Source organism: Vibrio sp. KMM 9700 (genome assembly GCF_058545285.1).
Map to the genome: position 1 here is coordinate 2,255,794 of NZ_CM178589.1, position 14,096 is coordinate 2,269,889.

Here is a 14,096-nt window from a genome sequence, read left to right on the forward strand (position 1 = left end):
TGAATGTGTCGTTATTGAATCGTAAGCTCCTTTATACCAAATCCCTCTATAACTAGGAACATAGGTTTCGTTAATTTTTTGCGCAAACGGTTGCTTTTTGGGTTACGTCACAACAAAAAATCATTTATAATGCCGCCAAATTTAAAGGTAAACGTTTGCGCTTGCCTTGTTTGATCTTCACTCACTAGCTATAGAGACGAAAGCACATGAGAATTTTCCGTGGTTCCCCAGCTTTATCTGATTTTCGTATTGAGAAATTATTCGCATCATGTCAAGCACTCGACTTACCTGTCACGCAAATCTATGCGCAATATATTCACTTCGCAGATTTAAGCGCACTATTAACTGACAATCAACAAGAAGTTCTCGAAAAACTCTTAACTTATGGGCCGAAAATTGCTCTGCATGAGCCAAAAGGGCAGCTGTTTTTAACCACGCCTCGTCCGGGAACTATCTCGCCTTGGTCGTCTAAATCAACAGATATTGCGCATAACTGCGGCCTTGAAAATGTGACTCGTCTAGAACGTGGCATTGCTTATTATATTGAATCAAGCCAAGCGCTTACCCCAGCGCAGCAAATTCAGCTGAAAGGTTTAATTCATGATCGCATGGTTGAAGTTGTGTTTGATGACTTTGATAATGCTAATGCCTTGTTTGCACATGCCGAACCTGCGCCAGTAAAAGATGTTGATTTACTAAATGGTGGTCATGAAGCACTTGAAAAAGCAAACATCGAGCTTGGCCTTGCACTTGCGGATGATGAAATCGATTATCTTTACGATAGCTTTTGTAACAAGTTAAAGCGCAACCCAACGGATATTGAGCTGATGATGTTTGCTCAAGCGAACTCTGAGCACTGCCGCCATAAAATCTTTAATGCCGATTGGACCATTGATGGCGTGAAGCAAGAAAAATCACTCTTTAAGATGATTAAAAACACCTTTGAAACCACGCCAGATCACGTTTTATCTGCTTATAAAGATAATGCTGCAGTGATGGAAGGTTCAAATGTTGGACGTTTCTTCCCAGATCCAAGCTCTCGTCAATATCAATATCACCAAGAACCAACACATATCTTAATGAAGGTTGAAACCCACAACCACCCCACTGCGATTTCACCTTGGCCGGGCGCATCAACAGGCTCAGGCGGTGAAATTCGTGATGAAGGCGCAACCGGTATTGGCGGCAAACCTAAAGCGGGTTTAGTTGGCTTTAGTGTTTCAAACTTAAAAATTCCAAACTTTGTCCAACCTTGGGAAGAAGACTTTGGCAAGCCAGATCGCATCGTGACTGCGCTGGATATTATGCTTGAAGGCCCACTTGGCGGCGCAGCGTTTAACAATGAATTTGGTCGCCCAAATCTATTGGGTTATTTCCGTACGTACGAAGAAAAAGTGAACTCGCACAACGGCGAAGAAATTCGTGGTTATCACAAGCCAATCATGATTGCCGGTGGTATGGGTAATATTCGTGATCAGCATGTGCAGAAAAAAGAAATTCCAGTTGGCGCAAAACTGATTGTGCTTGGCGGCCCGGCAATGAACATTGGTCTTGGCGGCGGCGCTGCGTCATCTATGGCTTCTGGTCAGTCTGCTGAAGATCTTGATTTTGCTTCGGTTCAACGTGAAAACCCAGAAATGGAGCGTCGTTGCCAAGAAGTGATTGACCGCTGCTGGCAGCTTGGTGATGACAACCCAATCGCCTTTATCCACGATGTGGGCGCGGGCGGCATTTCCAACGCACTACCTGAGCTTGTCGATGATGGCGAGCGTGGCGGTATTTTCCAGCTGCGTGACGTGCCAAATGATGAGCCTGGCATGAGCCCACTTGAAATCTGGTGTAACGAATCGCAAGAGCGTTATGTAATGGCGGTTGCGCCTGAGCATATGGCTGAATTTGAAGCGATTTGTAAGCGTGAGCGCGCGCCATTTGCTGTGGTTGGTGTGGCAACTGAAAAACGTGATTTGATTCTTGAAGATAGTCACTTTGAGAATACGCCAATTGATATGCCAATGGATGTATTGCTTGGTAAAACGCCAAAAATGCACCGTGATGCCAAAACGCTAAAAGCAAATAATCCAGCGATTGATACGAGCAAGATTGATCTCAATGACGCGGTTGAACGTGTTCTACGTTTGCCGGCGGTTGCGGAAAAAACTTTCCTTATTACGATTGGCGATCGCTCAGTAACTGGCTTGGTTGCACGCGATCAAATGGTTGGCCCTTGGCAAGTGCCGGTTGCAAACTGCGCGGTGACGGCTGCAAGTTTTGATACCTATCACGGCGAAGCTATGTCTATGGGTGAGCGCACGCCAACTGCCTTGCTTGACTTTGGCGCATCGGCGCGTTTAGCTGTCGGTGAGGCGTTAACCAACATTGCTGCAACAGATATTGGCTCACTTAAACAGATTAAACTTTCTGCAAACTGGATGTCTCCAGCAGGTCACCCAGGTGAAGATGCTGGGCTTTATGAAGCAGTGAAAGCTGTGGGTGAAGAGTTATGTCCGGCGCTTGGTTTGACCATTCCAGTGGGCAAAGACTCTATGTCTATGAAGACTAAATGGGAGCAAGATGGAGAGAATCGTGAAGTCACATCACCTCTGTCACTTGTGATCACAGCCTTTGCACGCGTTGAAGATGTTCGCAAAACGGTCACGCCACAGCTTAAAACCGATAAAGGTGAAACTAGCCTTGTATACATTGATTTAGGCCAAGGTCAAAACCGTTTAGGCGCAACGGCATTAGCGCAAGTTTATAAAGAGCTAGGTGACAAACCTGCTGATGTTGACAATGCGCAAGTGCTAAAAGGTTTCTTTGAAGCGATTCAACATCTGACAAATAAATCTAAACTCCTTGCATACCATGATAAAGGTGATGGCGGCTTATTTATCACCCTTGCTGAAATGGCATTTGCCGGTCACTGTGGTGTAGATGTTAGCATTGATGGCTTAGGTGAAGATCACATCGCAGCACTCTTTAACGAAGAGCTTGGCGCTGTGGTTCAAGTACGTCACGATGATTTAGACCAAGTGCTAGCAGTGCTAGATAGCCATGGCTTGCAAGCGTGTCGTCACGTATTAGGCAGCGTGCATAACACGGACAGCATTGTGATTAAGCAAAATGATGCCGTGATCTTTGAGCGTAGCCGCACGGATTTACGCGTGGTGTGGGCTGAGATGACGCATCAAATGCAGCGCATGCGTGATAACTCGAAATGCGCAGATGAAGAGCATGCAGCAAAATCTAACAATCAAGATCCTGGCCTAAGTGCTAAATTAACCTTTGATGTGAAAGAAGATGTGGCTGCGCCATTTATTGCGAAAGGCGCAAAACCTAAAATGGCTATCTTGCGTGAGCAAGGCGTAAACTCACACGTTGAAATGGCAGCAGCATTTGATCGCGCAGGCTTTGAAGCGGTTGACGTTCATATGAGTGACATCATTACCGGTCAAACTGCATTAGCTGAGTTTGAAGCATTGGTTGCATGTGGCGGTTTCTCTTACGGTGATGTGCTTGGCGCAGGTGAAGGTTGGGCGAAATCTATTTTGTTCAATGCGAATGCACGTGAAGAGTTTAGTAACTTCTTTAAACGTGAAAACACCTTATCATTGGGGGTGTGTAACGGCTGTCAGATGTTATCAAACCTAAAAGAGCTGATCCCAGGCGCAGATCACTGGCCACGTTTTGTGACCAACGAATCTGAGCGTTTTGAAGCGCGCTTTAGCCTTGTGGAAGTGCAAGAGTCCAACTCTGCATTCTTTAATGGCATGGCCGGTTCAAGAATGCCGATTGCGGTTTCTCATGGTGAAGGTCGTGTCGAAGTACGTGATGCTGCGCACCTTGCGCAAATTGAAGCATCAAATACAGTGACGCTGCGTTATGTTGATAACCAAGGCAACCCGACTCAGGCTTATCCAAATAACCCGAATGGCTCAGTGAATGCGATTACAGGTTTAACCACGCTCGATGGCCGTGTATCTATTATGATGCCACACCCAGAGCGTGTATTCCGTACGGTAGCAAACTCTTGGCACCCTGAGTCTTGGGGTGAAGATAGCCCATGGATGCGTATGTTTAGAAACGCACGCGTGAAACTGGGTTAACAGAATTCTTTCGCCACTGATGCGACTTTGGTGTGAGCGCGTTAAATAGCATCAGTGGTGAAAGATGTTTACAAGGATTCAATACGATTCATGTTTTGCTTTAAATATGTCTTGTTTTGAAAAATTGGGTTCATTAGGCTCATAGTGAACCTAAAAGGGCAGCGTCTTCGGGCGCTGTTTTTTTATGCCTGTAAGTTTTGAAGCAAGGCTATAGATTGAAATCTATAAGTGCTGCGGACACAGCGATACAGAATATACCTTGATATACTGTTTACAATTGAAACAAATTATTAGCATTTTATTGGATTTGCAGTAAATTAGATGCATCGATGGGGATTAATAATACTCATACCATTCCACAAAGACGCTCAAGCCATCCCTGGCCGCTATGATTTGTACATCCCTGTACAAATAAATCTTTGTTCCATGGCATTGAGCATCATTAATCTTTGGCATCAGATTTCACTGCAAATTATTCAAGGAGAGACACATGTTGCGTAAAAATAAAATCAACTTAATGCTTAGCGCGGTTATCTTTGCAGCGCTAAGTACAAGTGTGATGAGTACGAGCGTGAGCGCCAAAACCTTAACGCTTAATTCAGATGTTTCACAAATCAACTTTGTAAGCTTAAAAAATGATGCGATTGCTGAGGTGCAAAACCTGCCCGAGCTTAGCGGCACAGTGTCAGACACAGGGCGCATCGAGCTAAGTGTGGATCTAAATGCATTGGATTCAGGGATCGAAATCCGCGATCAGCGAATGAAAAAGCTTCTTTTTGAAGTTGCCAAATTCCCAGTCGCGCAAATTAACAGCCAAATCGATCCTGAGATTTTAAATAACCTGAAGGCCGGTGAATCAAAGCGTGAGACCTTAACTTTAGATATTAATATTCATGGTAAACAAAAACTCTTGCCTGCTTATTTACAACTGGTCAAGCGCGCCAATGGCTCGATTATGGTCAATACTATTCAGCCGCTTATTCTAAACGGCAAAGATTTTGATTTAACCACAGGGCTTGAAACCTTACGTGAAATGGCAAACTTAGACTCAATTAGTTTTAGCGTGCCTGTGACGGCGCAACTTGTGTTTGAAGAGCCAGAAGAGTAAAAGTATTGGTATTTTAAATTTATCTGAGGTGCTTAAAGCGTTGAAATTGCTTTGAGCACTTCAGATAGCGGATATAACTCACAACAGCCAAAGCCTGATAACTTATTGGCTTTGAGTTGGGTAAACAAAGGCGCCTTGATGCCGCATAAGAAGCGTGCCTTGGTTTTATCTGAAAGTGGCAACACCTCATGCATTTCTTTCTCAAGTACACGTTTTTCAAGCCTTTCTAAGCAAGGTTTTAAGGCTTCAGGGTTGAGCGGAAACAAATTCGTTTGTGGCAACTGCGCAACTTTGCCCGCACACACACTACAATGCCCACAGTTTTGCGGCGCATTGTCATCCTTAAAGTAAGATGCAAGTTTGGCGCTTAAACAGGTTTGACTTTCCAACAAGCTAATCACTTCATGAGTACGTTTTAGATCAAAGCTCTCTTTTTTCTCAAAGAGTGTACTGACTTCATTGCAAACCTGCTCTAAATCGATTGAATTAACTTTATAAACATCGGTTTGCTCGGAAGATTTGACTTCGATTAAGCCTTTTTCTTCCAAAAATCCCAACGCTGCAAAAACACGCTCGCGAGTGTTGCCACTGGCATAAAAAATCGCATCAAAGTCTAGGCTATACCAAGTTCTGGCCTTGCTTGAGGTATCAAAAATCAATTCAATAAATTGGCGTTTTTCATCGGCAAATTTATTAAAAATCGCTTCAGCCGGCTGCAAAGCTTTAAATTTATATGTGGCCCAATAGGTGTACTTTGTTTCCAACATACCTTTAAGCTCAAGGTAAACCAACAAGGTTTTTAAGCTTAAAAGCGGGATATTAAAACGCTGCGAAATACGTAAAGGCATAATATGCCATTCATCGGACAGACTTTTTTCTTTATCAATGGCTTGGATTAAAGCCACAATGTTGGACGTATCTGGGGTGGCGCCATAGACAAAATTCTCTAACGTATTGACGGTTTGTTTATTTGCGAGAATGGTGCAAGTGGCAGGCTTGCCATCACGGCCTGCGCGGCCAATTTCTTGCGCATAAGCTTCTAGTGATTTTGGGATGTTATAGTGGATCACATGGCGAATATCTGATTTATCCACCCCCATACCAAAGGCAATGGTCGCCACAATACAATTTCGTTTGCCGGCCATAAATTCATTTTGAATTTGGCGACGTCTATCATCACTCATCCCAGCATGATAAGCAGTTGCTTGGATCCCATTTTGAGCTAAAAACTCAGCTACCCCTTCGGCCGTGCGCTGCAAGGTCACATAGATGATATGACAAGCATTGGGCTGTTGAGCTAAACACTCTAACAGTTTTTGGGTTTTTTCTTCTTCAGAGCAAGGCAAGACTTGTAAATATAAGTTTGAGCGGTAAAAACCAGTTTTATGAACGTGTTGACTCTGGACGCTAAATTTTTTCTGCATATCTTGGATCACTTCACCCGTCGCTGTTGCGGTGAGTAAAAGGATCGGCGGATCGCCTAATAAGGCGCGGTAAGTCGGCAGTTTAAGATAATCAGGGCGAAAGTTATGACCCCACTCAGAGATGCAGTGTGCTTCATCGACGACCAATAAAGATATTCGGATTTGGCTGATAAAGTCACGAAAACGTTCATTTTTAAGCTTTTCAACTGAGACCATCAAGACTTTGATTTGCCCAGTACGTACTTTGGCAATAATGTCTTGGGTTTCTTCTTTGCTTTGGGTGGAGTTAATACTCGCTGCTGGGATATTGTTTTGATTTAAGAAATCAATCTGATCTTGGATCAGCGCCAAGAGTGGAGAGATCACTAAGGTCACATGTGGCAAGATAACAGCAGGCAGTTGATAACACATGGACTTGCCCGCACCAGTTGGGAAGATAGCCATGACATTTTGACCTTGCATCACATCTGAAATCACTTGCTCTTGGCCCGTACGAAAATCAGCATATCCAAAGTTATCGAAAAGTGCTTGTTTCAGATTCATTTGCATCCAGTCCATTCCCAAAAATTTAAAATTATCAAACCTATATTTTTAAGTCGCCAAGTTATATTGCTGTATAAACACACAGTAAATATATCAGAATACATCGAAGAAAAAAGGCTTAATTAACCTTAATTTTGGCAATATTTCTTTTATTCATGACTTTTTATGCTTAATATCAGATTTTATGCTTATCTACGAGTGTCTTTGCTCGGATTTGGATACACTCAAATGTGTAAGCAAAATATTTGTGCTGAGCTGATATAAGTTTCACTCAGTGGATAAACAAAGCTGAAGTTATAAAAGGATATTTCTATGCAGCAGAAGCTGAATTGGCAAACTCTCGCGCTTTTTACAGGCTTGTCGTGTGCAAGTTTACCTGTCTTTGCCGCCTCACAATGCAGCATTAACATTGAAAATGAATTTCATCTCAAAGACGATGTTGTGTCTATCTATGTTGATGGCAAAGAGAAGGTACGTTTTGATGATGATGAAGTTTTCATTGATAACAAAGCGCTTGATTTAAACTCTGCGCAAGAAGACGCAGCAGATGATTACCGTGACCAAATTGCCACGCAAATACCTAAGATTCATACACTTGGTGAAGATGCTTTAGAGGTTGTGGATGGGGTGATCGACGATGTTGGTGAAACCTTTGAAGCAAAAGATGAATTTAGCCAATTAAAATTAACTGTGCGTGAGTTTTATCAAGATATCGAAGGGCGTTATTATCAAAATGACACTTGGGTATTTAAAAAAGACGCGATTAACGAAGCTATTTTAAATTGGCCAGCGGATCTTCAATCAGCATCTGATCGTTTTAATAATCAAGCTATTGGCGTCGCCCTTGGCGCAATCGCAAAACAAATGCAAGATGGTGAAGGCGGCTTAAACTTGATGAAACTACAATCTCAAGCCTATACCTTATCCACTAAGTTAAAAGATAGATTTGAAGATGAATCAAAAAGTTTAGAAGATGATGCTCATCAACTCTGCGCAGACGTGCAAAATATCAGCTCGTTTGAGACGAAACTGCAAGCGCAGATCCCAGAGTTAAAAGATTATCCTATCTTCATTGATCCTGACTTTGCGAGTTCAAAAGCGACTAAATAAGTCTATCGTGATCTAGCCTTGCAGCGTTAAAGCGCTTAGCAAAAAATGAACACTCTTGAGGAAACATAGGTTTCAATCACTCAAGAGTGTTTTTTTGTTTGTTTTTTGTCCAAATCCATTGTTTTTTATAAGTTTTACTTGCCAAAAATTCCAATCTAACATAATGTACTAGCTTACTAGTTCATTGAAGCAAGTGACATGCTGAGAATAAATCATCCAGAGTAAAAGGTATCCATATGGCAGGAGCAAGTACAGATACCGGTTCACGTGAGAATTTTGGTTCACGCGCCGGTTTTATTTTAGCAGCAGCAGGGGCAGCCGTTGGGCTGGGTAATATTTGGGCCTTCCCAACCCAAGCTGCAACCAATGGTGGTGGCGCTTTCTTACTCGTGTACTTAGTCATGATCGTTTTGGTTGCCTTCCCTTTGCTTATCACTGAAATGGCGATTGGTCGTTTTGGTCAAGCCAACCCTGTGGACAGCATGCGCAAACTAACCAGCAATCCTTTGATGCAAAAACTTTCTGCTGCGGTTGGTTGGCTCGGTCTGTCTGTGCCAAACGTTGTGTTGATGTTTTATAGCATTGTTGGCGGTTGGATCATCTGCTACGCACTTGGCGCTGTATGTGATATTTTTGGCTTCACCGCTGCAGCAGATTGGTTGCAAGCCTTTACTATTGAGCGCAATATTTTTGGTACGCTAGTCTTTTATGTACTGACTATCTTGATTGTTCAAGGCGGCGTCAAAGATGGCATCGAAAAGTGGTCAACACGCTTAATGCCGGCATTATTTGTCCTTTTTGCTTTGTTATTTGTCTATATCATGATGCAAGATGGCGCGATGCAAGGCCTGAAGATGTATCTGATCCCAGATTTTAGCCAAGTGCTGAATCCTAAACTAGTCTTAGCTGCAATGGGGCAGGGCTTCTTCTCGCTCACCATTGGTGGCTGTTCGATGCTGATTTACGGCTCCTATTTAAGTAAGAAAGAAGACTTACCTAAAATGGCAATGAGTGTGGCGATGGTCGATACCGCAGTGGCCTTTATTGCAGGGCTTGTGGTGATGCCTGCAATGTTTGTTGCAATGCAAAAAGGTGTTGAGATCTATGCCCAAGATGGCAGTCTGCTAAGCTCTGATACCTTGGTCTTCACTGTGTTGCCACTTATGTTTGAAAGCTTAGGTTTAATCGGGCAAATCTTCTCATTGATTTTCTTTGTACTGTTAACCATTGCGGCATTAACCTCATCCATTTCTATGCTTGAAGGCTCTGTCTCGTTAGCAAGCGAGCGTTTAAATACCAAGCGCACCCCAACAAGCTGGGTACTCGGTCTACTTATTGCCTGTGGTAGTATTGCGATTGTGTTTAACTTTGGCAGCTTGTTTGGCTTAGTGGCTATGGTTGCAACTCAATACCTACAGCCGATTGCAGCTTTGATGTTCTGTATCTTTGGTGCTTGGGTATGGAAGCATGACAGCAAAATGAAAGAAATCGAGCAAGGCAATGAGAACTTCCGTCACTCAACATTTGGTAAACTATGGGCATTTTATGTGAAATTCATTTGTCCTGTACTGATTATCGCCGTTATTTGGGTTTCTTTCTTATAATTTAAAAATAGCATTTGAAATACCTAGAGCTGAGTTGGTTTGATATCGACTCAGCTTTTTTTATGCTTGTGACCCATATTCATAGACTTTTACAAATCGATTTTTAATTTAGCCTCTTAAATTAAGCCGGTAACAAAAAATTAATGTATGATTAACACCTATTTATCCCTTTGAATGATTTGAACAAAATAACTATAAATAGAGGATGTTGTGATGTCTCAAGGCGTAAAAGCTGCTAGTCAAAAAGCGAGCTATTCAAACGATAAACCACGTGAAAAATTTTACTTTTTTGCTTGGCGTTGGCACTTTTATGCTGGCTTATTTGTACTGCCATTTTTAGTCATGCTCGCGCTAAGTGGCCTTGTCATGATGTATGATAAGCCGATTCAAAATTTCATCTATTCGGATAGCTTAAATGTGACGCCAGTCGCGCAAGCTGAGCCTCTGCCGACCTCTCAATTGATTCAAAATATCCAAGATAAATACCCAGATGCAACCATTACCGAATGGATCCCCGCTCAAGATACCGATAAAGCTGAGCTCTTTTCCATTCGTCAAAATTTAGCCACTGGGAGTGAAGATTTTTTTGTTGCGGTTAACCCATATAGTGGCGAAGTACAGGGCGATTTTAGCCGAACTCACAGCTTGCTCAATTGGCTAACCGAGCTGCATGGTACCTTGATGATCGGCGATATTGGCGACAGATTAATTGAAATCGCTGCAAGTTTAGCGATTATTTTGATCGCCACAGGGGTTTATTTATGGCTACCAAAGCTGAGCCGTGGCGCGCAATCTCGCGCTGCTAGTAGCGGCTTTTTGAAAATTCGCACAGATAAAGGCAAACGCGTTTTCTATCGTGACTTGCATGCAAACATTGGCGGTTTAAGCAGTGTCTTTTTGCTTGGTTTTCTATTGACAGGTTTGGCTTGGGCTGGTGTCTGGGGCGGTAAAATTGTTCAGCCTTGGGCGACTTATCCCGATGGCAAATACTACAATATGCCAGAGTCAAATGCGCAAACAGCCACAGTGATGCAGCATGATCAGCATCATGAACACGGCTTAACGCATCAAGATCTCAATCATGGCGCTGAAAAGCATATCGCTTGGAATTTAGAGCAAGCGCCATTGCCACAATCCGATCCGTCTTCAGAGGCGGCGCAAGTCATCCAATCAGAAAATCATCAAGCCAAAGAAGAGAATCAAGCTAAAGAAGCTATTCAAATCACAGAGGATAAACCACATCATGGCAGCGCCGCGAGTGGTCATTATCAAGTTTCTAGCATGCAAGTGGATAAGGCTATCGCACAAGCCAAGATTTTAGGTATGCAAGACTTTCGCCTCATGTTGCCACAAAGTGAGACAGGTGTGTTTAGCTTTGTTGCAGATGCAATCAGCGCAGATATTCATGATCCACGAGATGAGCGTATCTTGCACTTAGATCAATACTCATTAACTGTATTGGATGATATTGCTTGGCAAGATTATACAGGCGTAGCCAAACTAGTTAGTGCGAGTGTCGCCTTACATAAAGGCTCTTTAGGTGGATTGAATTTGTTTGTGAATACAATCCTTTGTATTGGGCTTATCATATTGCCGCTTTCAGGCGCTTTGATGTGGTGGAAGCGTCGTCCAAGTAAAGGGATGGGTTTGGCTGCGCCGAAAATTCCAGAGGTATATCAGGATGTTAATTTATGGCGTGTGGGCATCGCAATCTTAGTGGTGCTTGCTATTGCCTTCCCACTGGCAGGGGGGATGATTATCGTGAGCTTGCTATTGGATTATTTGATTATCTCCAGAAGCGGCAAGCTCACTAAATTGTTTAACTAAGAATAAGTGATTGAATTAAAAATTATCAAATCAACTATTGATTGATCCCTGACTCCAATTGGCTGATTAATTGGCCAATTTGTCGGTCTGTTGGGACTAAACGCTGCATTTCTTTGGCGTATACCAAAGCTTGTCGATAGTCTTTTAATTCTACATAGGCCTGAACCAGCGCATAGGCTAAATCAGGTCTATCTTTATTCACATTATAAGCTTGGGTTAAGGCTTGGACTGACTGCTTCGTTTGTCCTTGGTCTTTAAGCAATAATGCATAGGTATAGTTATATTCCACATTGTTAGGTGCATATTGGCTAGCTTTTGCCAGTACTTTTAATGCCTTGGCTTTGTCTTGCGCTCGGATATAACTCATGGCTTGGGCGTAATACAAAGCTGCATTTTCAGGCGCAAGTTTGATCCCTTGATCTAAAACCGCTTGCGCTTTCAATTCTTGCTTTTGTAAGCGATACACATCAGCCAAATTCACATATGCAGGAATAAAAATCGGCTCGACATCGATGGCCGTTTGAAAGGCTTTTTCTGCGCTCGCATAGTCTTTAAGGTTTAATGCTAAGTTACCTAAAGCTACATGTGAAAACCCGCGATCTGCTTGATAGGCTTGCACTTCTTTATATTCTTCAATCGCAGCGTTGAGATCTTCTTTTTCCTTTGGAGTTAAATTCGCATAAGCGACAAAGTCAGGAATAATGGTTGCAAGGGCAAGGCCGGCTTCACTGCGAATCGCAAGCTTGTCATCGTTTAGTAATGGGCTGAGTAATTTCCATTTTTCGAAAATCGGGAAGCCTTGCGCTGCATCTATTGCGCCTAAGCGCTTTAACGGCTCAGAATCTTGCACCGCTTGAGCAATTGCATCAGCGGCGCTCGAGTCGGCGAAATTCTCCATTCGCTCTAAGGCAGATGCGCGCACAATATCGGGATAACTCGCATTTTGCGCTATCTGCGCTAGCTTTTTGCTATCCGTGAGTGCACCGTTATCTACTTGATGGAAAACGCTCGCAACTTGCTGATTTAAGTCATCAGATTGCGAATTTTTTGGATGAGCAGGCTGCCAAGTTTTAAGCTGCTCGACACTCCAATTGGCATCTTCATCTGTATGACAGCGGTTACATGCATTCGGCGCGCCCGTGCTTAGGGTGAGATCCGGCCTTGGGATCTTAAAGCTATGATCGCGGCGCGGGTCCACTTGCATATAAGTGGTTGCTGGCATATGGCAATCCACACACTGATTACCTTGCTTGAATTTCTCATGCTTATGGTGCGCGTCGCTATCATACTCTGCAGTGCTATGGCACTGGGTACAGGTTTGATTGCCCGGCAGTTTTAACTTTCCTGAATGTGGGTTATGACAGTTAGAACAGGTGACGCCTTGTTGGTACATCTTGCTTTGTTTAAAGGATCCCCACACATAAACCTCATCCAAGATTTGGCCATCAGGATAATAAAGATCTGAGCTTAGTAGCGAAGGGGTAAAGGCTTCGACAAGATCTTGTGGCGAGCTTCTATCTTTTAATTGCGCGCGACGAGCATGGCAAGAGGCGCAAGTCTCGACTTGTTTTGACGCAACTAGCGGCTGAATCGGCACCATTTCGCCTTGTTCATTTTTATGAAAAATCGGCGTTTGCTGTTTTATATTAACCGCATAGCCTTTATTTGGAATGCTTTTATCACCTTTTGCCCATTCGATATGCTTGCTCTCATCCCCATGACAGGCATTACAGCTCACATTTAATGCACTAAAGCTTGGGGTATAGGATTTGCTTTTTAGATCATAATTTTTTTCATAATCCGTAACATGGCAATCAGCGCACATTTGATTCCAATTTTGTCCCGCTTGGGTCCAGTGAAAGCTATCATTGGGGCCTTGGTTAGGGTGGAGCACAAACCAACGCTCACCGCCTTCTTCTTTGCTACGCGAATCCCATGCAAAGGGGATAAATTGCCAGCGTCCATTGCCGGCATCAAATAGATATTGCTGAAGTGGTTTATAGCCAAAAGTATAAGTAATTTGAAGGTGTTGTTTGGTGCCAGCTTCATCCACAAAGTCCACCCATAAGCCGCCTTGTGAGTCTTGGCTGAAATTTGCTTTGCCGTCTAAATAATCAATGCTCGCTTGGTTAAAATCAGCTAACACTGTGTCTAGACTTGCTTTTTCCATGGCATGAAAGTGATCCGATTGTTTCCAATCATCTACCTGCGCTTGGTGGCAACTCGCGCATGCTTCGTCAGGTGTTTGGGCGGTTGCAGGCATGCTCATCAATGAGCCGAGCAGCAGCAGTACCGATAAAACTTGAATCCCTTTTCCCACAACCACTCTTCCCACAACAAGTCCAACCTTATACTTATATTTTATATCCAATGCGCA

General features: G+C 43.2%; 7 protein-coding genes. 5 read left to right on the forward strand and 2 right to left on the reverse strand.

Going from position 1 to position 14,096, the window contains the following annotated elements:
* Window positions 1–206 precede the first annotated feature (206 nt).
* Both purL and AC2VOY_RS10110 read left to right on the forward strand, forming a co-directional pair.
* Window positions 207–4,103: a phosphoribosylformylglycinamidine synthase gene (purL, locus tag AC2VOY_RS10105; protein WP_491831218.1), complete on the forward strand. Its 3,897-nt coding sequence runs from the start codon at window positions 207–209 to the stop codon at window positions 4,101–4,103.
* A gap of 490 nt (window positions 4,104–4,593) precedes the next feature.
* On the forward strand, window positions 4,594–5,211 hold the full coding sequence (locus AC2VOY_RS10110; protein ID WP_491831219.1) for a YceI family protein: 618 nt from the start codon (window positions 4,594–4,596) through the stop codon (window positions 5,209–5,211).
* Between the two features lie 32 nt (window positions 5,212–5,243).
* Here the strand turns inward: AC2VOY_RS10110 and AC2VOY_RS10115 are convergent, their stop codons facing one another.
* Window positions 5,244–7,184, reverse strand: coding sequence for a RecQ family ATP-dependent DNA helicase (locus AC2VOY_RS10115; protein ID WP_491831220.1), 1,941 nt, complete (start codon window positions 7,182–7,184; stop codon window positions 5,244–5,246).
* A gap of 306 nt (window positions 7,185–7,490) precedes the next feature.
* On the opposite strand from AC2VOY_RS10115, the gene AC2VOY_RS10120 reads away from it, so the two are divergent.
* The 3 genes from AC2VOY_RS10120 (at window position 7,491) to AC2VOY_RS10130 (ending at window position 11,719) form a co-directional block, all read left to right on the forward strand.
* Window positions 7,491–8,288: a DUF2884 family protein gene (locus tag AC2VOY_RS10120; RefSeq protein WP_491831221.1), complete on the forward strand. Its 798-nt coding sequence runs from the start codon at window positions 7,491–7,493 to the stop codon at window positions 8,286–8,288.
* Window positions 8,289–8,524: 236 nt separating this feature from the next.
* Window positions 8,525–9,892, forward strand: coding sequence for a sodium-dependent transporter (locus AC2VOY_RS10125; RefSeq protein WP_491831222.1), 1,368 nt, complete (start codon window positions 8,525–8,527; stop codon window positions 9,890–9,892).
* A 213-nt stretch (window positions 9,893–10,105) separates the two neighbouring features.
* Window positions 10,106–11,719 (forward strand): PepSY-associated TM helix domain-containing protein, encoded by a 1,614-nt coding sequence (locus tag AC2VOY_RS10130; RefSeq protein ID WP_491831223.1) that lies wholly within the window; start codon window positions 10,106–10,108, stop codon window positions 11,717–11,719.
* A 34-nt stretch (window positions 11,720–11,753) separates the two neighbouring features.
* On the opposite strand, the gene AC2VOY_RS10135 is transcribed toward AC2VOY_RS10130, so the two are convergent.
* Window positions 11,754–14,039, reverse strand: coding sequence for a multiheme c-type cytochrome (locus AC2VOY_RS10135; RefSeq protein WP_491831224.1), 2,286 nt, complete (start codon window positions 14,037–14,039; stop codon window positions 11,754–11,756).
* Window positions 14,040–14,096 lie beyond the last annotated feature (57 nt).

Excerpts from the sequence above, each read along its gene's own strand:
- AC2VOY_RS10130 (WP_491831223.1), top strand. The coding sequence starts at position 10,106 with ATGTCTCAAGGCGTAAAAGCTGCTAGTCAAAAAGCGAGCTATTCAAAC.
- AC2VOY_RS10120 (WP_491831221.1), top strand. The coding sequence starts at position 7,491 with ATGCAGCAGAAGCTGAATTGGCAAACTCTCGCGCTTTTTACAGGCTTG.
- purL (WP_491831218.1), top strand. The coding sequence starts at position 207 with ATGAGAATTTTCCGTGGTTCCCCAGCTTTATCTGATTTTCGTATTGAG.
- AC2VOY_RS10125 (WP_491831222.1), top strand. The coding sequence starts at position 8,525 with ATGGCAGGAGCAAGTACAGATACCGGTTCACGTGAGAATTTTGGTTCA.
- AC2VOY_RS10115 (WP_491831220.1), bottom strand. The coding sequence starts at position 7,184 with ATGCAAATGAATCTGAAACAAGCACTTTTCGATAACTTTGGATATGCT.
- AC2VOY_RS10110 (WP_491831219.1), top strand. The coding sequence starts at position 4,594 with ATGTTGCGTAAAAATAAAATCAACTTAATGCTTAGCGCGGTTATCTTT.